We start from the raw sequence: 20,094 nt of genomic DNA, 5'->3' as shown, positions 1-20,094 counted from the left end.
TGGACATACCTGGGGCGTGGACCGCAGATCCTTCCTCGCCGTAGCCGCAGCAGCCCCCTTCGCCACCCCCTCCAGGACCCTCTCCAGCGACCCCTTCACGCTCGGGGTGGCCTCGGGAGACCCGTCCACCGACGGGTTCGTCCTCTGGACCCGCCTCGCCGTCGACCCGCTGGGCGCGGGCGGGCACGGCGGCATGCCGTCCCGCGACGTCGACGTCCAGTGGCAGGTCGCCACCGACGAACGTTTCTCCGACGTCGTCAGAGACGGCACGACCACCGCGACCTGGCGCGACGCGCACAGCGTGCACGTCGAGCTGGCCGGGCTCCAACCCGGGCGCGAGTACTTCTACCGGTTCAGGTCGCAGGGCAGGCTCTCCCCGGCCGGCCGCACCAGGACGACGCCCGACGGGGTGCAGCCGCTGACGTTCGCCGTCGCCGCCTGCGCCCACTACGAGCACGGCTTCTACACCGCCTACCGGCGGCTGGCCGAGCAGGAGCCCGAGCTGGTCGTGCACCTCGGCGACTACATGTACGAGTACGGCCCCAGCGGTTACACCGCGCTGGCGGGCAAGGTGCGCACGCACACCGCCGGCAAGTGCGCGACGCTGGCCGAGTACCGGCTGCGGCACGCGCAGTACAAGAGCGACCCCGACCTGCAGCACGCGCACGCGGTCGCCCCGTGGCTGGTGGCCTTCGACGACCATGAGATCGAGAACAACTGGGCCGGCCCGGTCTCCAGCACCGGCGCGCCGGACTTCGCCAGGCGCAGGGCCGACGCCTTCCGCGCCTACTACGAGAACATGCCGCTGCGCAGGGCCAGCCTCCAGGGCGCGGTGCTGCGGGTCAACAGGCGCGTCTCGTGGGGGAAGCTGGCCCGCTTCCACCTGCTGGACACCAGGCAGTTCCGCGACGACCAGGCCTGCCTGGACGGCGTGCGCGCCGGGTGCGACGAGCGGCTGTCGGCCGAGCGCACCCTGCTCGGCGCCGACCAGTGGCGCTGGCTGCAGGACGGACTGACCGGCTCGGCAGCCGGGTGGAACCTGGTGGGGCAGCAGATCCTCATGACGCAGCGCGACTACAAGGTGGGGCCTGGCCGCGAGGTGAACCTGGACTCGTGGGACGGCTACGCGCCGGAGCGCGACCGGCTACTGCGCCTGATGCAGGGGACGGCCAACCCGGTCGTGCTGACCGGCGACGCGCACATGCACCACGCCGCCGACCTCAAGCTCGACTTCGACGACCCGGACTCGGCCGTCGTGGCCAAGGAGCTGGTCACCTCGTCGATCGCGAGCGACGGGGACGGCTACCGCGACAAGGCGTGGATCGCCGAGGCGCTGGAGGAGAACCCGCACATCTCCTACATCGACCAGCGCCGCGGCTACCTCATGGCCCGCCTCACGCAGAAGGAGCTGTCGGTGGACTTCCGTACCCTCGACTACATCTCCCGCAGGGGCGCCAAGGCCAGAACCACCCACCGGGTCACGCTGGAAGCAGGGCGAGTTCCTCCGGCGTGAGCACCAGCCCGGCGGCCTGGGCCGAGTCGGCGATGCTCGACGGGCGGCTGGCGCCGGGAATGGGGATGACGACCGGCGAGCGCGACAGGTGCCAGGCCAGGCACACCCGCTGCGGGCTGATGCCGCGCTCGGCCGCTACCGCGTGGAAGGCGCCGTCGGCGTGCGGCGCGGCCCCCTGCTCCAGGGAGCTGCGCGACACCCCGCCGAGCGGGCTCCACGGCAGGAACGCGATCCCCAGCTCGGTGCACAGCTCCAGCTCCGGCTCGCTGTCGCGCACCTCGGGCGAGTACCTGTTCTGCACCGACACCAGGTCGTCGCCCAGGATCTCGCGCGCCTGGAGGATCTGCTCGGACGTCACGTTCGACAGGCCAGCCATCCTGATCTTCCCCGCGTCGAGGAGCGTGCGCAGCGCGCCCACCGACTCCGCCCACGGCACTTCCTCGTCGGGCTTGTGGAGCTGGTACAGCCCGATCGCCTCGACGCCGAGCCTGCTCAGCGACCCTTCACACGCCGCCACCAGCGACTCGGGCCTGCCGTCCACGGTCCACGACCCGTCGCCCGGCCTGCCGCGCCCGCCCTTGGTCGCCACCAGGGCGTCGCGGCCCTTCACGGCTTTGGCGACGAGCAGCTCGTTGTGCCCGCGCTCGCCCGCGTGCCAGTGGTAGGAGTCGGCGGTGTCGATCAGCCGCACCCCGGCGTCCAGTGCCGCGTGGACGGTCGCGATGGCGCGCGCCTCGTCGGGGCGTCCCTCGATGGACAGCGGCATCGCGCCGAGCCCGATCTCCCCGGCCTGCACCTTACCGATGTACCTCATGCGACCAGCTCGGGCAGCCAGTCGGCGGTACGCGAGAAGGTGAAGCCCAGCTTCGTGGCGCGCTCGTTGGACATGGCGTAGTAGCGGTCGAAGGAGTACGGCGAGACGTCGGCGTCTCCCACCGTGAAGCGAGGCTCGCCGCCGAGCAGCGCGCACAGCTCGAACACGTCGAACTCGCCGTGCGAGCAGGCGTTGACCGGGCCGGTGAACGTCTCTCCCGCCGCCCAGAAGAGCACGTCGGCGATCTCCCTGTCGTTGATGAACACCGTGCGCCTGGGCGCCGGGTGCACCACGATCTCCCTGTTCTCGCGGATCGCGTCCACGTAGTGCTGGAGCCGCCCGGTGAAGTCCTGGCCGCCGAGCACGTGCGTGGAGCGCACGCTGGCGAAGGCCAGTCCCGACCCGGCGAGCACGGCCTCGGCCTGCCGCTTGCCCTCGCCGTACCCCCAGGAGGTCGCCGACGTGACCGGCCAGGTGGCCGGGTCGATCTCGGTGACGGGTTCGTCCGCGTCCAGGGTGTCGTAGACCTCGATGGTGGAGGTCATCACATATCTCCCGGTACGGCCGTCGAAGGCGCGTGCGGCGATCGCCGCCTGGACCGGGGTGTAACACACCTGGTCGATGACCGCGTCGAAGGTACGGTCACCCAGCGCGGCCACCAGGGCCGTCTCGTCGTCGCGGTCGGCGAGCAGGTGCTCGACGCCGGGCGGCGCGGGCTCAGAGCCGCGGTTGACCAGGGTGACGTGCGCGCCGTCCGCGAGGAGGCGCTCGATCAGATGCTTACCGAAGTACCGGCTACCGCCGATGACACAGATGTTTCTCATGGCTCCGCTAGTCTCACAAGGCAATGTGCCCGGCTTGAAGAGGAAATGATGGGACTTTCGGCGATATCACCAAAAGATCGATGGTTTGACGCCATCGATCTGCGGCTCCTCGAACTGGTGCAGGTGGACGGCCGCATCACCCTCAGCGAGCTCGGCCGTCGCGTCCAGCTCAGTCCCGCCGCCGTTGGAGAGCGTATCCGCAGGCTGGAGGCGGAAGGGACCATCACCGGCTACACCGCCGTCGTCGCGCCCGACCGGCTCGGCTACCACCTGCTCGCCTTCGTCCGCGTCAACCCGCACGGCGGCTACACCCTGCGCCACCCCAGGACCGTCGAGCTCCTCGCGCGGCCCGAGGTGCTGGAGGTGCACCACGTGGTGGGGGAGGACTGCTGGATCATGAAGGTCGCCGTCGCGGACACCGGCCACCTGGAGGAGCTTTTGGAGCAGATCTCCACGCTGGGCCGCACGACGACCTCGATCGTCATGTCCACCCCGGTCGAGCGGCGCGTCATCCTGCCGCGCGACTAGCCGGGCCAGGTGGTGTCGGGGAACTCGCCCGTGGTGGCGCCGGTGACGACCACCTTGTCGGACTCGGTCAGGCCCTCGGTGATCTGGACGGCTGTGTCGCTGCGGACTCCCGTTTTCACCTGGCGTTCCTGGCGGGTGCCCGCCGACTCGACGGTGACCACCGCAGTGCCGTCGGCTCTGGTGCGTACGGACTGGGCGGGGACGTAGATGGCCTGGTCCGCCTCGGCGGTGGTGACCACGACGGTGGCGGTCTGGCCGAGCATGAGGTCCTTGGGCGGGTCGTCGAAGGCGATCGTCACGGCGTAGCGCACGAGCTGGTCGGTCGTGGTGGCGGTGGGGGCCATGCGGGTGACCGTGCCGTTGTAGGTCTGGCCCTTTCTGGTGGCCAGGGTGATCGTGGCTTGCTGGCCCAGCTTGAGGTGGTTGACGTCCGACTCGGTGAAGAGGGCTTCCACGTGGAGCTCGTTGAGGTTGCCGAGGCTGATGAAGGTGCCTGTGCCCGCTGTGTCGCCGACTGCTCCTGCCACGGTCAGTACGGTTCCGGCCGCTGGGGCCAGGATGCGGGTGCCGGTGACGGCCTGCTCCGCTTCTTCGAGGGCGGCTTCGGCGCGGTCGACGTTGGCTTGGGCCTGGTCCTCGCTGAGGGTTTTGCAGGCGGTCTTCGGGCCTGTGGTGGGCTTTCCCGAGGGTCTGACCCCGGTGCTGGGGGTGGGCTTACCAGTCGGCCTTGCGGTGGGGGTGGTGCTGGGCTTTCCGGTGGGGGTGCTGCTCGGTGTCGCGCTCGGCCTCCCGCCGGAGGTCGGGGAGGCGCTCGGGGCTGACGACGGCGGGGAGGTGGGGGCGGTCGAGGTCGGGGTGGGCGCGGTCGGGTACGGCGAGGCCGTCACGGTCGCCGTCGCCGTGACGGTCACCGTTGCCGTCGCGGTCACCGTCACCGTGGCTGTGGGCTCCGGCTCGTGGGTGGTCGGCTCTTCCGATGGGGAAGGCGTGGGGGTGGGCTCCCGGTAGAAGGCGGCCACCACCCCGGCACCTGAGGAGACGTTGGTCGTGCAGGTGCCCGCTGTGGACAGGGCGTCCTCCGCAGCCGCCAGGTCGGCCTTGGCCGCCGCGTACTGTTCGCGGGCCGCCGTCCCGTCCACCCTCGCCAGCACCGCGCCCTTGCGCACCCGCATCCCCGGCCTGACGTACAGCTTGGTGACCGTTCCAGCAGCACCGAACGCCAGGTCCCGCGACGTGCCGGAAGCCGTGCTCCCCGCCGCAGACACCGACGCGCTTACGGTTCCGCGCTTGGCCGAGGCGAGCTGGATCTGGACGGCGGCCGGGTCGGAGCCGCCCATGGCGTACAGCACCCCGGTGCAGGCGGCGACGGCCACAGCCAGCCCGCCGAGCGTGAGCGCCGTGCGTGGAATGGTCATGGCCGACCATCATGGGCCACCAGGTTCACACCCACCTGCCAGCGAGCTGGGAGTTACCTGAGTGCCGGAGTTGACAGGTAACACTCAGCCAGCCTGAGGCTGGGGCGAAGGATGGTGTGCAAGGGTCACGCTCTGTGAAGAAAGCGCTGATAACCAACGGGGTCCTCGGGATCCTCCTGCTGGGCGGGGCGGGGCTGGCCTACACCCAGCTCGGCGCCGGGCGCGCGGCCGGCGAGACGGCGGTGCGCACGGTCGCGGCGACCCGCGGCACGGTCGTGGCGTCGGTGTCCGCCTCGGGCTCCGTGGCCAGCGCCAAGGCCAGATCGCTCAGCTTCGCCGCCTCGGGCACGGTCGAGAAGATCTACGTCAAGGCGGGCGACAAGGTGGCCAAGGGCCAGCTGCTGGCCCGGCTGGACGACGACGCGGCGCGCGAGAGCCTGGCGGCGGCGGAGTCGACCTACGACGAGGCCGTGGAGGCGGGCACCTCGACCACGGCGCTCTACGCCTCGTACGTGAAGGCGCGCAACGCCTACCGGCAGGCGGAGCGGGTGGTGGCGGGCACCGTACTCAAGGCTCCGTTCGCCGCCACGGTCACCGCGGTCAACGGCACGGTGGGCGGTTCGTCCAGCGTCCAGGGGACGGGACAGAACGCCCCGGCGGGGTTCGTGCAGCTCGCCGACACCGGGAAGCTGCAGCTCGTCGGCAACTTCACCGAGTCGGACGTCGCCAAGCTCAAGCTCGGTCAGGAGGCGTCCGTCACCTTCGACGCCCTGCCGGGCACCCAGGCCACCGGCAAGATCACCCAGATCGAGCCCGTAGCCGCCACCAGCGACAACGTCGTGCAGTATCCGGTGACCGTCACCTTCACCAAGGTCCCCAAGCAGGTCAGGCTCGGCCAGACCGCCACCGTCCAGGTCGAGGTGGGCAGGGCGGAGAACGCGGTCTCCGTACCGACCACCGCGATCAGCACCGCGGGTGGCCAGAGCACGGTCACGCTGCTGAAGAACGGCGTGCAGACCAGGACGGTCGTCGAGCTCGGCGTCCAGGGAACGGCGACCACCGAGATCAAGTCGGGCGTCCAGGAGGGCGACCAGGTGGTGCCCCCGGCCGTCACCACGACCACCACCGGCGGCAGCCAGCGCCAGGGCGGCTTCGGCGGCGGCTTCCCCGGCGGCGGCGGAAACCCGGTTCCCGGAGGCGGCCGATGACCACCCAGGTGACCGCGCCGGTCCTGCGGGTCGAGGATCTCACCAAGGTGTACGGCGAGGGCGACGCCCAGGTCAGAGCGCTGCGCGGGGTCAGCATCGACGTGGAGCAGGGCGACTACGTGGCCATCATGGGCGCCTCGGGCTCCGGCAAGTCGACGCTGATGAACATCCTCGGCTGCCTCGACATCCCGACCACCGGCCGCTATCTCATCGACGGCGTCGACGTCGGCACCCTCAACGAGCACCAGCAGGCCGTCCTCCGCAACAGGAAGATCGGCTTCGTCTTCCAGTCGTTCAACCTCATCCCCAGGATGAGCGCCCTGGCCAACGTCGAGCTGCCCCTCACCTATGGCGGCATGGGCGTGGCCGAGCGGAGGAAACGAGCGCTGAGAGCGCTGGAGGAGGTGGGCCTGGCCGACCGGGTCAAGCACGAGCCCAACGAGCTGTCCGGCGGCCAGCAGCAACGCGTCGCCGTCGCCAGGGCCCTGGTCACCGAGCCCGCGCTGCTGCTGGCCGACGAGCCGACCGGCAACCTCGACACCAGATCGACAGCCGACGTCCTGTCGATCATGGACGAGCTCAACAAGGCGGGCAGGACGATCGTCATCATCACCCACGAGGACGACGTGGCCGCGCACACCAGGCGGGTCATCAGGCTCGTGGACGGCCAGATCGTCGAGGACACCCGGTGAACCAGCTCGAGATCCTCCGCTTCGCCCTGCGCGGCCTCATGGCCAACAAGCTCCGCAGCGCCCTGACCACGCTCGGCATCCTCATCGGCGTCGCGGCCGTGATCCTGCTGGTCGCCGTCGGCGAGGGCTCCTCGCAGAGCATCACCAAGAACATCCAGCGGCTGGGCGCCAACACGGTGACCATCTCGCCCTCCTTCCAGGGCGGCGGCGGCCCGCGTACCCAGGGGCGCAGGCTCGCCCTCGACGACGCCAGGGCGATGAACGGCAGCCCGTCGGTCAAGAGCGTCTCGCCCGTCGTCACCCAGCAGTCGGCCGCCGCCACCTACGAGTCTGCGACGCACAGCATCGCGCAGCTCGTCGGCACCTACCCGGCCTACTTCGAGGCGATGAACAAACCGGTCGCGAAGGGCACCTACTTCTTCGCCGACGACGTGACCTCGGCCAGGAAGGTCATGGTCATCGGCCAGACCGTGGCCGAGGAGCTGTTCGGCGCCGTCGACCCGATCGGGAAGGCGGTCAGCGTGTCCGGCGTGCCGTTCACCGTGGTCGGCGTGCTGAAGGAGGCGGGCTCCAGCGGCATGCAGGACGCCGACGACGTGGCCATCGCGCCGCTGCCCGCCGTACAGCAGTCTCTGACCGGGTTCGGGTCGCTCAGCTCGATCGTCGTGCAGGCCACCGGCTCCACCACGACCGAGAGCGCGCAGGCCGAGGTCACCGCGGTACTCAACCAGCGGCACGGCATCACCGGCACCCGGACGGCCGACTACCGGGTGCTCAACCAGGCAACCCTCCAGGAGACCGTCAGCGCGGCCACCGGCACGTTCACCGTGCTGCTCGCGGCGGTCGCGGCGATCTCGCTGCTGGTGGGCGGCATCGGCATCACCAACATCATGCTCGTCACCGTCACCGAGCGGACCAGGGAGATCGGCATCCGCAAGGCGATCGGCGCGCCCAGGAGCGCGATCCTCGGCCAGTTCCTGGTGGAGGCGACGCTGCTCAGCCTCGTGGGCGGGCTGTCCGGAGTGGTGATCGCGTTCATCGGGACCAGGTTCACCATCGCCGGGATCGAGCCGGTGCTCGTGCCCTCGTCCGTCGTGCTGGCGCTCGGCGTGTCGGTGGGCATCGGGCTGTTCTTCGGCAGCTACCCGGCCAACAGGGCCGCCAAGCTGCGGCCCATCCAGGCGTTGCGCCATGAGTGACAGGAGTGACACGGTGACCGACGACCTCGAGACGGAACTCGCGGCGCACGCGGGGCGCAAGCCGTCCAAGCTCACCATCGGGCTGGCCGCCGGGGTGGTGCTGGTGGCCGGGGTGCTGATCGGCATCCAGGGCCAGAAGGCCTTCGGGGGTACGGCCACGCAGGCCGTACCCGGCCAGGCCAGGCAGGCCCAGGGCTACGGGCAGGGCTTCGGAAGCAGGCAGCCGGGCCAGCAGGGCCAGGGCCGCGCCGGGATGACCGTCGGCACGATCGAGAAGGTCGACGGCGCCAAGATCCACATCAAGACCATGGACGGCTCCACGGTCGTCGTCACCACCACGGGCGAGACCGCGGTCAAGGTCACCAAGGACGGCGAGGTGTCCGATCTCGAGCCCGGCAGCACCGTCGTCGTGCAGGGCGACAAGGACGCGGCCACGTCGGTGACCGAGGGAGGGGGCATGCGATGAGGGAGCCCGAGGCCAGGCTGCTGGTCGTCGACGACGAACCCAACATCAGGGAGCTGCTGTCGGCTTCGCTGCGCATGGCCGGGTTCGAGGTGGTCTCGGCGGCCGACGGCAAGGAGGCGCTGCGGATCGCCGAGTCCTCCTCGCCCGACCTGATCGTCCTCGACGTGATGCTGCCCGACCTCGACGGTTTCACCGTCGCCAACCGGCTGCGCTCGGCGGGACGCGCGGTGCCCGTGCTGTTCGTCACCGCGCGCGACGGGTCGGAGGACAAGATCGCCGGGTTGAAGCTCGGCGACGACTACGTGACCAAGCCGTTCAGCCTGGAGGAGGTGGTGGCGCGGATCAGGGCCGTGCTCCGCCGTACCCATGGGATCGTGGGCCCGGTGCGGCTGCAGGTGGCCGACCTGGAGCTGGACGAGGAGGCCCATCTGGTGTGGAAGGCAGGCAAGCCGGTACGGCTGTCGCCGACCGAGTTCCGGCTGCTGCACTACTTCATGGTCAACACCGGCCGGGTGCTGTCGAAGGCGCAGATCCTCGACCACATCTGGACCGGCGACGACAGGACCGAGGTGGGCGTGGTCGAGTCGTACGTCTCCTACCTGCGGCGCAAGGTCGACAACGGCGAGCCGCGCCTGCTGCACACGCTGCGCGGCGTCGGCTACATCCTGCGCGCCCCGCGCCCATGACGCTGAGGTTGCGGCTGGTCGCCGGGACGCTGGCGCTGGTCACCCTGGCGCTCGCGCTGACCGGCGTGTTCGCCATCAGGCTCCTGCGCGGCTACCTGGTCGACCGCGTCGACGAGCAGCTGCGCGCCGTCACCATGATGGCGGGCCAGGAGCGGCCGCCCCCGGTCGGGCCGAGGCCGCCGCCGCGCATGTTCGGCCTGTTCCACCGCGTCGTCATCGCGGCCGACGGCACGGTGCTCCGCACGGTCGCCGAGTCCACCGAGTCCGCCGCCCCCAACCTGCCCAGGCTCACCCACGACGACGTGGTCAGCCGGCAGCTCCGCCCGTTCACCGTGGACTCCACCACCCCGGGCGGCCCCACCTGGCGCGTCGTGGCCGTGCCTGGCCAGGACGGGCGCAGCAGAGCCGTCGCGGTCAGCCTCGCCGACGTGGACGCCACCGTCTCCCAGCTCGCCCTGATCGTCTCGGTGGCGGGCGGTGGCGCGCTGGCCGTGCTCGGCCTGGCCTGCTACCTCCTCGTACGGCGGAGCCTACGCCCCCTCGGCGAGATCGAGCGCACCGCCCAGGCCATCGCGGGCGGCGACCTGGCCAGGCGCGTCCCGCCCGGCGACGAGCGCACCGAGGTCGGCAAGCTCAGCCAGGCGCTGAACGGCATGCTGGCCCAGATCGAGCAGGCCGTCCAGCAGCGCGAGTCGGCCGCCACGGAGGCGCGCAGGTCGGAGGAGCTGATGCGCAGGTTCGTCACCGACGCCTCGCACGAGCTGCGCACCCCGCTGACCTCCATCAGGGGCTTCGCCGAGCTGTTCCGCATGGGCGAGGCGCCGGACCTGGAGGAGGCGGCCAGGCTGCTGCGCCGCATCGAGGACCAGGCGGCCCGCATGGGCCTCCTGGTCGACGACATGCTGCTGCTGGCCAGGCTCGACCAGCACAGGCCGCTGGAGGAGGGCAGGGTCGACCTGCTCGACCTGGCGGCCAGCGCCGTCGTCGACGCGCAGACGCTGGCGCCGGACCGGGAGATCACGCTGGTCCGGCTGGACGGCGAGGACGCCGTGGTCGTCGGCGACGCCTCGCGGCTGGGCCAGGTGCTGGGCAACCTGGTGGGCAACGCGCTGAAGCACACCCCGCCCGGCACGCCGTTCAGCGTGGCGGTGGGGGTGGAGGACGGGATGGCGGTCGTCGAGGTGGCCGACGAGGGGCCCGGCTTCCCCGAGGAGGTCGCGGAGAAGGTCTTCGAACGTTTCTACCGCGCCGACCCCGCGCGCAGCCCAGGAGGCACCGGGCTCGGCCTGTCCATCGCTGCCGCCCTGGTGGCCGCGCACGGCGGCACGATCGGCGCGGCGAGCTCGCCGGGCAAGGGCGCCCGCTTCCGCGTCACTTTGCCCCGCGCCGACCGTACGTCACCTGCCTGACCGTGCCGCCGTCCTGGCCGATCGCCGTGACGCCGTGCTGGAGTACGAGCTCCGACGTGGCGTGGTGCGCCGCCACGACGAGCGCGCCGCGCTGCAGGGCCAGCGCGACCAGCGGCACGGGCACCCGGCCGCCCCCGGAGACGAGCAGGACGTCGGCCGCCTCCAGCCTGGCCAGACCCGGCATGAACGCCAGCAGCTCGGCGTGGGTGAGCGCCTCGCGCCCCATCACCAGTGCCAGCCTGGACACCGGGTCGATGTCCGGCAGCGGGTCCTGCTCGCCGGTCAGGAGGTCGGCGAAGTCGACGCAGTCCGGCGCGCCGCCGATGCAGATCAGCTGCCTGACCGGTGTGTCGTCGGCCAGCTCCAGCGCCGGCTCGGCCAGGTCGGGGGTGACGATCAGCATGCGCGCGTCCCACTCGCGCAGGACGGCGGCCGGGTCCCTGTCCGGCGACAGCGGCGCCGCCGTGCCGTCCGCCGCCATCACCGCGTGCACGGCCAGCGTCTGTGCCGTGGTGGTGCCGGTCAGCACCCCGACGACCTGACCGGGCCTGGCGCCGCGCCGGACGAGCCCGCCGGCCGCTCCGGCCACCACCTCGGCCAGCTCCCGGTGGGTGTGGGCGCTTCCTGCAGCCAGGTCGAGGAGCGCCGGCCGGTCGCCGCGCGCGGCGCTGAGCACCGCGCCGGCCACCGAGCCTGGAGGGAAGACTGTCATGCCCTCGACGGTAGAGATCGAGCTCGTCCGGCACATTGACAGATGTGTGTAGGTCGCGATGTAGATCTCAGTGATCTTTGAAGACCTCGGTGGCCCAGACGGCGATCTGGGCGCGGGAGGAGAAGCTCAGCTTGGCCAGGATGTTGGCCACGTGCCTGGCCGAGGTGGCCGGACTGATCACGAGCTCGTCGGCGATCGCCCGGTTGCTCAGCCCGCGCGCCACCAGCTTGGCGATCTCGCGCTCGCGCGCGGTGAGCGTGGGCGGCGGGTCGGCGGGGGCGGCGGCGGGAGGCGGGGCGGCGGGCGTTTCCTGGAGCGCGGCGACCGCGCACTCGATCGCCGCGCCCAGCGACATCGCGGCGCCCTCCCGCCACAGGTGCGCGGCCTGCGCCTCGCCGATCGCCGCCTTGGCCCGTTCGAGGACCTTCTGGATCCTGGCGCTCTGCTGCGCGCCGGACGCCCCGGCCAGCCGTACGGCACGCTGATGGGCGCCCACGGCGCTTTCCAGGCCCGCGAACGCCTCCAGGAGCTGGGTGGCGTAACGCCGCAGGGACAGCCGCTCGCACTTGCGCAGCCCCTGGGTCAGCCACCGCCTGGCCGCCTGGTGGTCACCCCGGTCGAGCGCGACGGTGCCCAGGCCGATGACGGCGGGCAGGCGCGGCTCGTCGCTCTCGGTGTAGCGGTAGTAGTCGAGCGCCTCGGCGTAGTGGTTGTAGGCGGCGCTCAGCTCGCCGCGTGCGTGCGCGACCTCGGCGAGCCCGGTGGCCACCCAGGCGGAGACCTGGTCGTTGATGCCGAGCCAGGCGGCGCCCTCCTCCTGGTAGATCAGCTCGGCCTCGTGCAGCCGTCCCGCCGCCTGCAGCGTCCTGGCGTGGAGGTAGTGCACGTAGGAGGGCAGGAAGGGGTCGTCGCCGCTCGTGAGCTTGGCCAGCGTGTAGGCCTGGGTGAAGTCGGCGTCCTGCGCGCCGAGCGAGGCCAGGCCCGCGAGCGCCAGCGCCTCGCCCGGGGTGCTGCCCGACGCCCGGCACATCGTGATCGCCCGGCGCATGAACGCCGCGCCCTCCTCGGACCGGCCGAGCAGGAGGCCCAGCAGCCCGCGCATGGCCGTGACCTCGCCCACCAGCCGGGTGGGCGCGTCCTCGATGGAGGGGAGCAGCAGGTCGATGTGGCGCGCCGACTCCTCCCAGCGGCCCTGGGTGGCCAGCATCCAGCGCAGCGACCACAGGATCTGCAGGCCCTGCGCGGTCCTGCCGAGCTCAGGCGCGCGCAGCAGCGCCGCGAACAGGTCGGCGAACAGCGCCTCGCCCAGGTTCGCCCAGGCCGCCAGCATCGGCCAGTAGCCGGGCGTGGGGCTGAGCAGGACCGCGACCCCGGCGGCGACCAGCTCCTCGACGGCGTCCAGATGCCTGCGGTGCAGGGCGGGGTCGAGCGGTTCCTGGGTGACGAACTGGCGTACGGTCTCCAGCATCCGGTAGGTGCTCTCGCCCGCCACCTCGCCGACGGTGAGCACGAGCGACTTGTCGACCAGCTCCGTCAGCAGCGGCAGGACCTCCTCCGGCGCCAGGTCGGGGCCCGAGCAGACCGACTCGGCCAGCCCCAGCGTCCAGACGCCGGTGAACACGGCCAGGCGGCGCAGCAGCAGCCGTTCCCTGACGTCCAGCAGGCGGTGGCTCCAGCCGATGGTGGCGCTCAGCGAGCGCTGGCGCGGGGGGACCGTACGGTCACCGCCGTTCAGCAGCGTGAAGCGGTCGGCCAGCCGGTCGCCGATCTGGTCGACGGACAGCACCCTGGTCATGGCCGCGGCCAGCTCGATGGCCAGCGGGATGCCGTCGAGCGCGGCGCAGATCTCGCCGATGCGCTCGTCGTGCAGGGGGTTGATGTCCCGCCTTGCCCGCTCGCGGAACAGGCGGGTCGCCTCGTCCCTGATGCCGAGCGGCTGCATGCGCCACACCGTCTCGCCAGGCACCCTGAGCGACTCGCGGCTGGTGGCCAGGACGCGCACGTCGGGGCAGGTGGTGACGATCTCCGTGCACAGGTTGGCTGCGGGTTCGATGAGGTGCTCGCAGTTGTCGAGCAGGATGAGGGAGTTGCTGGCGCGCAGGGACGGCATCAGCGTGTCCGACTGCAGGCCGAGGGTCGAGGCGACGCGCTCGGCGAAGTGGTGGGCGCTGGCCAGCTCGGCCAGCTCGACGAGGTAGACGCCGTCGGCGAACTGCGGGGCCAGCTCCCTGGCGACGCGGACGGCCAGGCGGCTCTTGCCGATCCCGCCCGTGCCACAGAGCGTGGTGACGCGCCCGGCCACGACGAGGCGGGTCAGCTCCGTGATGTCGGCCTCACGGCCGACGAACACATTGGGCTCCAGGGGAAGAACGGCAACCATCACGCGCAGTGTGACATCTGTGGCCGAGCGTCGCCACCGGAAGGGCTCAGCAAGTGGCGCGGTACGGCACGCCGGGCAGGTGCTGAGCCCACTCCGCCGCGGTCAGGGAGCGGGCGGCGCGGGCGCAGACGTCGGTCGCCATCCGCTCCGGGTCCACGGTGACCTCGTGCAGCCACCCCTCCTCCGTGACGAGCACGAAGGCCCGGCGCGCCGCGTCGTACGCCACCGACTCCACCCCGCCGCCCCTGATGCCGATCGCCCCGCCGACCCGGCTCCCCGCCGCGACGTCCCAGATCTGCAGGGTGCCCCCTTCGCCCACACTGGCGAGCAGGCTGCCGTCGCCGGTGAAGGCCAGGAACCTGACCTCGTCGCGCGCCCCGCGCAGCAGCGGTTTGAGCAACCGGCGCCCGGCCAGCGACCACAGACCGACCCGCCCCTCACCGGCGTCGGCTGCCACGACGCCGGTCGGGCTGATCACCAGATCGGCCCCCACCGAGTCTGTGCCGAGCTCGCTCTCCTCGCCGCCGCCCACGTCGACCACCAGGCCGCCGTTGTTGACGTACTGGCGGCTGTCAGGGGTGAACGCGCCGCCGCCCACCGGGTCGAGCATGCTGCGCAGGACCCTGCCGGAGGCGGCGTCGAGGATCATCGTCCTGTCCTCGGAGACGTATCCTGACGCGCCGTCGCCCAGGGCGACCAGCCCGGTGCCGATGAGCCTGCCGTCGGGGGAGAAGGTCACGCCCCGCCAGTCCAGGTTGCCCTCGACGGGTCTGGCCCACAGCCGCCTGCCCGTCGCGACGTCCCACGCCTCCAGGTTCGCCGAGCGCGTCACCACCATCCGCCCGGTGGGGTCGACGGCGGCGAACTCGCCCGTGACCTCGAGCTTCGGTCCCGGGGCGCGGGTGCGCAGGTCACGCAGCCGGATGGGGACGCCGTCCTTCCTGTCGCGCAGCACAACCCACCGCGCGTCGCCGGTCAGCGCGGCCTCGACCGCCCCCTCGGCCACCCGTTCGACGCCCGGCGGCATCGCGAGGGTGAGCACCTGCCCGGCCATCACCCGCAGCGGGCCACGAGCCGATGCGGCCCGCACGTCGCTCACCTCGGTGTCCGCGCGGTAGGACAGCACCTCGCGCCGCTCGGCCAGGTTCCAGACGCGCACGTCCCTGTTGTGGAAGGCGAGCAGCAGCGCGCCGTCGCCGCTGATCCTGGCGCCGGTCGGTGCGGGCCCCTGCCACGCGCCCGCCGGACGCGGCCGCCCGGTCGCGGTGTCGTAGGACTTGATCTCCCAGCCGGCGCACACCAAGGTGGCGCCGTCCGGGGTGAAGGCGGGCACCTCCTTGCCGTCCTCGTCGCAGGCCTTGGGGAAGACCCGCTCGCGGCCCGGCAGCCGCAGGATCGACACCTTCCCGTCCTTGGTCGCCACCGCAGCCAGGTCGCCCTTGGGGGAGACGGCGACGTCGGTGACGCTCGGCCAGCCCGCACCGACCCCGCCTCCCTTGGAGGAGTCCCACAGGTAGGCGGTCTCGCCGGTGACGATGGACAGGGTCGGCTCGTGCGCGGTGAAGGCCAGGCGCACCCCCAGGTACACGGCGCGCAGTTCCACCCGCCTGATCTCCGTGCCGTTCCTGGCGTCATAGACGGCGATGTCGAACTCCGAGCTCACGGCCAGGAAACGCCCGGTGCGGCTCAGCGCGTAGTCGCGGATCTCCAGGGTCGCGAAGGCAGGCTTGGTCCAGGTCGCCGTCCGCCTGCCGGTGGCGACGTCGATCAGCCGCACCCCCTCCTGGTCCACCTCTGCCAGGGTCGTCCCGTCCGCGCTGAACGAGCCCGAGGTCTCCAGGATCGTGCTCTCCCGCTGGTGGGCCGCGTTCATCAGGCTGGAGCGGGTCTCCGCGCTGTCGTGCAGCCGCCATGCGGCCACGCTCAGCAGCATCGCCCTGGTGGGATCGGCGGCGCGCAGCAGGTCCGCCTCGCGCGCCGCCGCGCGTGCCAGGGCCGCGTTGCGCTGCCCGGTCACCAGTGCGCTCTGCCGTTCGACCTCGCTGCTCTGCCGTACGGCGAGGCCGCCGGCCGCGAGCGCCGCCACCAGCAGGCAGGCCAGCGCGACCGTGGTGAGGCGCCTGCGCGTGGTGCGCCTGCGCGTCAGTCGCGTGCCCGCCTGCAGGAAGTCGCGCTCGCGCGGCGTCAGCGTGATGTTGCGCCGCCCGGTCGCCGCCCAGCCGAGCGCGGCCTCCAGACGGGTGCCCTGCAGCAGGTCGGCGTCGCGGCGGCCGTGGTCTGTCCAGTGCCGCGCCGCGGTGTTGATCTGGTTGAGTACGGTCAGGCCGTCCCTGTCGGCGTCCACCCACACGCGTAACCGTGGCCAGGCGCGCAGCAGCGCGGGGCGCGACAGCGTCACGTGGCCGTCCCGTTCCGCGACGACGTAGGCGAAGGCGCGCAGGATCCGGTCGATCGCCGCGACCTCCTCCTCGCCGCGCCCGCCGACCAGCTCGGCCCTGGCCGTCCTGCGGCCGGTCTCCTCGCCGTCAGGCGCGATCGCGATCAGCCGCAGGAACACCTCGGCGACCAGCTCCCTGTCCTGCGGGGCGAGCGCGGCGTAGGCGTCCTCGGCCAGCGTGCTCAGCTCGGGATCGGCGTTCGCGCCGACGTGGATGCCCTCGGCGGCGCGGCTGCCCCGGCTGAGCAGCTCGGCGGTGCCCGCGCCGTTGCCGCTGACCAGCGCCAGCAGCAGCTCCCTCGCGGTCGGCCGTACCTCGGGGTCCTTCTCCAGCGCTGAGGAGACCAGCGGGCGCAGGGAGGCGGGCAGGTCGTCCAGGTCGGGGTGGATCGAGAGCACCCGGTGCATGACGGCGCCCAGGTCGTCGGCGCGGAACGGCTCGGCGCCCGTCGCGGCGAACACCATGATCGCGCCCCAGGCGAAGACGTCCGCGGGCGCGCCCGCGCGCTGCCCGGTGAAGACCTCGGGCGCCATGTAGGCGGGCGTGCCCGACAGCTCGCCCGGCGCGGTCAGCGACATGTCCAGCGTCCTGGCGATGCCGAAGTCGATCACCCTCGGCCCGTCCGGGCCGAGGAGCACGTTGTCCGGCTTGAGGTCGCGGTGCACCACCCCGGCCTCGTGCACGGCGGTCAGCGCCGTCGCGACGGCGGTCGCCAGCCGGTGCAGATCGTCGCCGGTGAACCGGCGGCCCCCCTCGACGGCCGCGCGCAGGCTCGGGCCCGGCACGTACTCCGACACGATGTACGGCCTGGCCGCCCCCAGATCGGCGGCCAGCACCCTGGCGGTGCAGAACGACGCCACCCGCTGGGCGGCGGCGACCTCACGCGCGGGCCGCGCCGCCCCCGAGGCGTGCAGCACCTTCACCGCGACCCTGGCGCCCTCGCCGTCGTAGGCGTCGTAGACGACGCCCTGTCCCCCCGCACCCAGCCGCCCGGCCAGCCAGTAGCCGCCGACACGCTGGGGATCATCCCCGCTCAGCTGATCCACGACCGTTTAGACAGCGGCGGCGCCCGCATAGTTCACTCGATGGCGTAACCGTAGAGGCCGGGTCCGCTGCCGAGCTTGCGCGCCTTGCCCGGACGCAGGCCAGGGTAGGCGCCGGGCCGACGCGCGCCGGGAACCAGGGTCACCACGCCCTTGCCCGGCGCCGCGACGACCAGCGCGTAGACCGGCTTGCCCACCGACAGCGCCTTGAAGCGCCCCCCGCCCAGCGGCAGCGCCGCCAGCGCCGCGCCGAAGTCGCGCCCTGAGCCCTTGATCAGCAGGTTCCCCACCCGGGTCAGCCCGCCCTTGCGCGCCGCCGCCAGCACCTGCACCGCGCTCTCACCAGGCACCCCGATGGCCAGCTCGGCGTCGCCGTCCCCGTTGAAGTCGCCCGCGGCCAGCGAGGCGCCGAACCGGTCGTAGTAGCGCGGCTCGCCCTTGAGCACCCGCTGCGACCACGCCTCCCTGCGCCCGGTGCGCAGCCCCCCGGCCGAGCCGTACACGACCTGGACCATGCCCTCGCCGTAGTCCATCGCGCGCTGGTTGGAGTTGAAGCCCTCGCCGGGCACGCCGATGGCCAGGTCGTCGCGGCCGTCGGCGTCGAAGTCGGCCGCGGCGAGCGAGCCGCCGAAGGCGTCCCACTTCTCCGCCTTGCCCTTGAAGCCCGAGCTGTCCTGCGTGTACCGGACGCCGCGCCTCTTCCGCACGTCGACCAGGGTGACCGAGCCCTGCCCGTCGAGCGTCACGGTGTCGGCGGGCGCGCCGACGGCCAGCTCCTCGCGGCCGTCGCCGTCGAAGTCGCCGGTGGCGAGCGCGGTGCCCCACTGGTCGGTGACGAGGCCCTGCTGCCCGATGGACCTCTGCGTCAGGGTGAACGGCTTGCGCCCCTCGAGCCCGTGCACCACGATCCCGCCGCCCTTGCCCAGCGACGGCGCGCCGACCACGAGCTCGTCGTCGCCGTCCCCGTCCAGGTCGCCGGCGGCGAGGGCGGCGCCGAACCGGTCGCTGGACGGCCTGGCCAGCGCGAGCTGCCCGGCCGGCCTGAGCCCGCCGGACGCGCCGTGGAAGACCTGGACGACGCCGTTGCCGTCGGCGCCGGGGTGCTGCGGGCCCGAGAACTCCTCCGAGGCGCCGACGGCCAGGTCGTCGCAGCCGTCGCCGTCGAAGTCGCCCACGGCCAGCGCGGAGCCGAACGAGTCGCCCGCCTCCGCCGCGCCCGGGACGCCGGGGGAGTCCTGGCTGAGCTGCTGCTTGTGGCCGTCGCCGTACAGGACGGTGACCTGTCCGGCCCGCGGGTGCCCGCCCACGGTGGCGTACGGCGAGGCGACGGCCAGGTCGGCGCGCCCGTCGCGGTCGAAGTCCGAGACATCGCACTTCGTAGCAGTGGTTGCCGCGGCTGGGGTCGAGGTGAGGAGGGGGAGGCTGAGGCAGGCGGCGGCGAGCAGGGCGGTTCTGGTGACGCTCATGTCTGGATGGTTTCCACGCCCGCCGAACTGGACTTTAACGCCCAGGGAACGTGTCAGGATGGACGGGTGGACATCGACCTGGCCGATCTGGATTTCTGGCGCAAACCTCTCAAAGAGCGACACGAGGCGTTCGCCCGGCTCAGGCAGCAGGACCGCCCGGTGTTCTTCCCCGAGAAGAAGGTCCCGCTGCTGCGTTCAGGCAAGGGCTTCTACGCCCTGGTCCGCCACGACGACGTGGTGGAGGCCAGCCGCAACGCGAAGGTGTTCTCCAGCGAGCCCGCCGTGACCAACCCGGAGCCGCCCGGCTGGGTGAAGAACGTCTTCGGCGAGTCCATGGTCAACATGGACGACCCGCGCCACGCCCGCCTGCGCAGGATCGTCACCCGCTCGTTCAGCCCGCGCATGCTCGCCGGGCTCCAGGACGACATCCAGGCCGCGTGCACCCGCATCGTGGACGACGTGGTCGCGGGCGGGCCGCGCGACTTCGTCCAGCAGGTCGCCGCCCAGCTCCCCATCCACGTCATCTGCGACATGATGGGCATCCCCGCCTCGATGCGGGCCAAGGTGCACGAGCACGTCGACGTCTCCACCGCCTACACCGGCGTGCGGCCGTCGCTGGTCAGCAGCGTGCGGATGGCCGGGCAGAACATGCTGGCGCTGCTCGCGCTGCAGCGCATGGTCATCAAGCTCGGCCACGAGCGGATCGCCGAGCCGCAGGGCGACCTGGTCTCGCTCCTGGTCAACGCCAACCCCGACGGCGAGAAGCTGACCGACAAGGAGCTCGGCTCGTTCTTCGCGCTGCTCCTGGTCGCGGGCAACGAGACGGCGCGCAACACGATGGCGCACGGCATCAAGCTGCTCACCGACAACCCGGCGCAGCGCGAGCTGCTGATGTCCGACTTCGACGCGCACATCAACGGGGCGATCGAGGAGATGGTGCGTTACGTGTCGCCCATCATGCAGTTCAGGCGCACGGTGACGCAGGACTACTCGCTGCGCGGCCTCGACCTGAAGGCGGGGGACAAGGTCGTGCTGTTCTATGGCTCGGCCAACCGCGACGAGACGGTCTTCCCCGACGCCGACACCTTCGACATCACCCGCGACACCAAGCCGCACGTCGGCTTCGGCGGTCCAGGCCCGCACTTCTGCCTGGGGGCCAACCTGGCGAGGCAGGAGATGCGGACGATGTTCCGCGAGCTGCTGACGCGGCTGCCGGGCATCCGCTCGGTGGGCGAACCCGAGCTCCTGGTCTCCAACTTCGACAACAGCGTCAGGACCCAGCCCTTCACCTTCTAAAGGGT

16 protein-coding genes are annotated in these 20,094 nt (G+C 72.1%); 9 read left to right on the top strand and 7 right to left on the bottom strand.

Features of this window, described 5'->3' with window-relative positions; all coding sequences use genetic code 11:
- Window positions 1-16: 16 nt before the first annotated feature.
- The gene (locus ACIBG8_RS13755) at window positions 17-1,513 is read left to right on the top strand and encodes an alkaline phosphatase D family protein (protein ID WP_397343035.1); all 1,497 of its coding nucleotides are present in this window, start codon (window positions 17-19) and stop codon (window positions 1,511-1,513) included.
- Here ACIBG8_RS13755 and ACIBG8_RS13750 read toward each other — a convergent pair.
- Together ACIBG8_RS13750 and ACIBG8_RS13745 are read right to left on the bottom strand one after the other, a co-directional pair.
- On the bottom strand, window positions 1,479-2,327 hold the full coding sequence (locus ACIBG8_RS13750; protein ID WP_397343034.1) for an aldo/keto reductase: 849 nt from the start codon (window positions 2,325-2,327) through the stop codon (window positions 1,479-1,481). The two genes, ACIBG8_RS13755 and ACIBG8_RS13750, sit on opposite strands and share 35 nt — an antisense overlap.
- Window positions 2,324-3,151, bottom strand: a complete 828-nt coding sequence (locus ACIBG8_RS13745; protein WP_397343033.1) for an NAD-dependent epimerase/dehydratase family protein — start codon at window positions 3,149-3,151, stop codon at window positions 2,324-2,326. Before ACIBG8_RS13745 ends, ACIBG8_RS13750 begins: the two co-directional genes overlap by 4 nt.
- A 45-nt stretch (window positions 3,152-3,196) precedes the next feature.
- Here ACIBG8_RS13745 and ACIBG8_RS13740 point away from each other — a divergent pair, with 45 nt between their 5' ends.
- Window positions 3,197-3,679, top strand: coding sequence for an Lrp/AsnC family transcriptional regulator (locus ACIBG8_RS13740; protein WP_397343032.1), 483 nt, complete (start codon window positions 3,197-3,199; stop codon window positions 3,677-3,679).
- On the opposite strand, the gene ACIBG8_RS13735 is transcribed toward ACIBG8_RS13740, so the two are convergent.
- On the bottom strand, window positions 3,676-5,094 hold the full coding sequence (locus ACIBG8_RS13735; RefSeq protein ID WP_397343031.1) for an efflux RND transporter periplasmic adaptor subunit: 1,419 nt from the start codon (window positions 5,092-5,094) through the stop codon (window positions 3,676-3,678). The two genes, ACIBG8_RS13740 and ACIBG8_RS13735, sit on opposite strands and share 4 nt — an antisense overlap.
- A 134-nt stretch (window positions 5,095-5,228) precedes the next feature.
- Here ACIBG8_RS13735 and ACIBG8_RS13730 point away from each other — a divergent pair, with 134 nt between their 5' ends.
- The 6 genes from ACIBG8_RS13730 to ACIBG8_RS13705 are packed head-to-tail and all read left to right on the top strand — an operon-like array spanning window position 5,229 to window position 10,754.
- Window positions 5,229-6,302 carry an efflux RND transporter periplasmic adaptor subunit gene (locus ACIBG8_RS13730; protein ID WP_397343030.1) on the top strand — a complete coding sequence of 358 codons (1,074 nt, stop codon included), beginning with the start codon at window positions 5,229-5,231 and terminating at the stop codon, window positions 6,300-6,302.
- Complete coding sequence (locus tag ACIBG8_RS13725; protein ID WP_397343029.1) at window positions 6,299-6,994, top strand: ABC transporter ATP-binding protein; 696 nt, start codon at window positions 6,299-6,301, stop codon at window positions 6,992-6,994. Before ACIBG8_RS13730 ends, ACIBG8_RS13725 begins: the two co-directional genes overlap by 4 nt.
- Window positions 6,991-8,193 carry an ABC transporter permease gene (locus ACIBG8_RS13720; RefSeq protein ID WP_397343028.1) on the top strand — a complete coding sequence of 401 codons (1,203 nt, stop codon included), beginning with the start codon at window positions 6,991-6,993 and terminating at the stop codon, window positions 8,191-8,193. The genes ACIBG8_RS13725 and ACIBG8_RS13720 overlap by 4 nt, the downstream gene beginning before the upstream one ends.
- A gap of 13 nt (window positions 8,194-8,206) precedes the next feature.
- Complete coding sequence (locus ACIBG8_RS13715; RefSeq protein WP_397343027.1) at window positions 8,207-8,659, top strand: hypothetical protein; 453 nt, start codon at window positions 8,207-8,209, stop codon at window positions 8,657-8,659.
- The gene (locus tag ACIBG8_RS13710; protein WP_397343026.1) at window positions 8,656-9,345 is read left to right on the top strand and encodes a response regulator transcription factor; all 690 of its coding nucleotides are present in this window, start codon (window positions 8,656-8,658) and stop codon (window positions 9,343-9,345) included. The genes ACIBG8_RS13715 and ACIBG8_RS13710 overlap by 4 nt, the downstream gene beginning before the upstream one ends.
- Entirely contained in the window at window positions 9,342-10,754 is a 1,413-nt protein-coding gene (locus ACIBG8_RS13705) for a sensor histidine kinase (protein WP_397343025.1), read from the top strand. Before ACIBG8_RS13710 ends, ACIBG8_RS13705 begins: the two co-directional genes overlap by 4 nt.
- On the opposite strand, the gene ACIBG8_RS13700 is transcribed toward ACIBG8_RS13705, so the two are convergent.
- From ACIBG8_RS13700 to ACIBG8_RS13685, 4 genes are all read right to left on the bottom strand, one after another.
- A complete protein-coding gene (locus ACIBG8_RS13700) occupies window positions 10,717-11,466 on the bottom strand; it encodes an AMP-binding protein (RefSeq protein WP_397343024.1) in 750 nt (249 codons plus the stop codon). The two genes, ACIBG8_RS13705 and ACIBG8_RS13700, sit on opposite strands and share 38 nt — an antisense overlap.
- Window positions 11,467-11,533: 67 nt before the next feature.
- On the bottom strand, window positions 11,534-13,846 hold the full coding sequence (locus tag ACIBG8_RS13695; RefSeq protein WP_397343023.1) for an ATP-binding protein: 2,313 nt from the start codon (window positions 13,844-13,846) through the stop codon (window positions 11,534-11,536).
- A 46-nt stretch (window positions 13,847-13,892) separates the two neighbouring features.
- Window positions 13,893-17,330: a WD40 repeat domain-containing serine/threonine protein kinase gene (locus tag ACIBG8_RS13690; protein WP_397343022.1), complete on the bottom strand. Its 3,438-nt coding sequence runs from the start codon at window positions 17,328-17,330 to the stop codon at window positions 13,893-13,895.
- A 32-nt stretch (window positions 17,331-17,362) separates the two neighbouring features.
- A complete protein-coding gene (locus ACIBG8_RS13685) occupies window positions 17,363-18,793 on the bottom strand; it encodes an FG-GAP repeat protein (protein ID WP_397343021.1) in 1,431 nt (476 codons plus the stop codon).
- A 66-nt stretch (window positions 18,794-18,859) separates the two neighbouring features.
- Between ACIBG8_RS13685 and ACIBG8_RS13680 the strand changes: the two genes are divergently transcribed.
- Entirely contained in the window at window positions 18,860-20,089 is a 1,230-nt protein-coding gene (locus ACIBG8_RS13680; protein WP_397343020.1) for a cytochrome P450, read from the top strand.
- Window positions 20,090-20,094 lie beyond the last annotated feature (5 nt).

The organism is Nonomuraea sp. NPDC050556, from assembly GCF_044457355.1.
Classification (GTDB): Bacteria; Actinomycetota; Actinomycetes; order Streptosporangiales; family Streptosporangiaceae; genus Nonomuraea.
This window is presented reverse-complemented; position numbering and strand designations above follow the sequence as displayed.

Excerpts from the sequence above, each read along its gene's own strand:
- ACIBG8_RS13750 (WP_397343034.1), bottom strand. The coding sequence starts at position 2,327 with ATGAGGTACATCGGTAAGGTGCAGGCCGGGGAGATCGGGCTCGGCGCG.
- ACIBG8_RS13745 (WP_397343033.1), bottom strand. The coding sequence starts at position 3,151 with ATGAGAAACATCTGTGTCATCGGCGGTAGCCGGTACTTCGGTAAGCAT.
- ACIBG8_RS13740 (WP_397343032.1), top strand. The coding sequence starts at position 3,197 with ATGATGGGACTTTCGGCGATATCACCAAAAGATCGATGGTTTGACGCC.
- ACIBG8_RS13735 (WP_397343031.1), bottom strand. The coding sequence starts at position 5,094 with ATGACCATTCCACGCACGGCGCTCACGCTCGGCGGGCTGGCTGTGGCC.
- ACIBG8_RS13725 (WP_397343029.1), top strand. The coding sequence starts at position 6,299 with ATGACCACCCAGGTGACCGCGCCGGTCCTGCGGGTCGAGGATCTCACC.
- ACIBG8_RS13710 (WP_397343026.1), top strand. The coding sequence starts at position 8,656 with ATGAGGGAGCCCGAGGCCAGGCTGCTGGTCGTCGACGACGAACCCAAC.
- ACIBG8_RS13705 (WP_397343025.1), top strand. The coding sequence starts at position 9,342 with ATGACGCTGAGGTTGCGGCTGGTCGCCGGGACGCTGGCGCTGGTCACC.
- ACIBG8_RS13700 (WP_397343024.1), bottom strand. The coding sequence starts at position 11,466 with ATGACAGTCTTCCCTCCAGGCTCGGTGGCCGGCGCGGTGCTCAGCGCC.
- ACIBG8_RS13695 (WP_397343023.1), bottom strand. The coding sequence starts at position 13,846 with ATGGTTGCCGTTCTTCCCCTGGAGCCCAATGTGTTCGTCGGCCGTGAG.
- ACIBG8_RS13685 (WP_397343021.1), bottom strand. The coding sequence starts at position 18,793 with ATGAGCGTCACCAGAACCGCCCTGCTCGCCGCCGCCTGCCTCAGCCTC.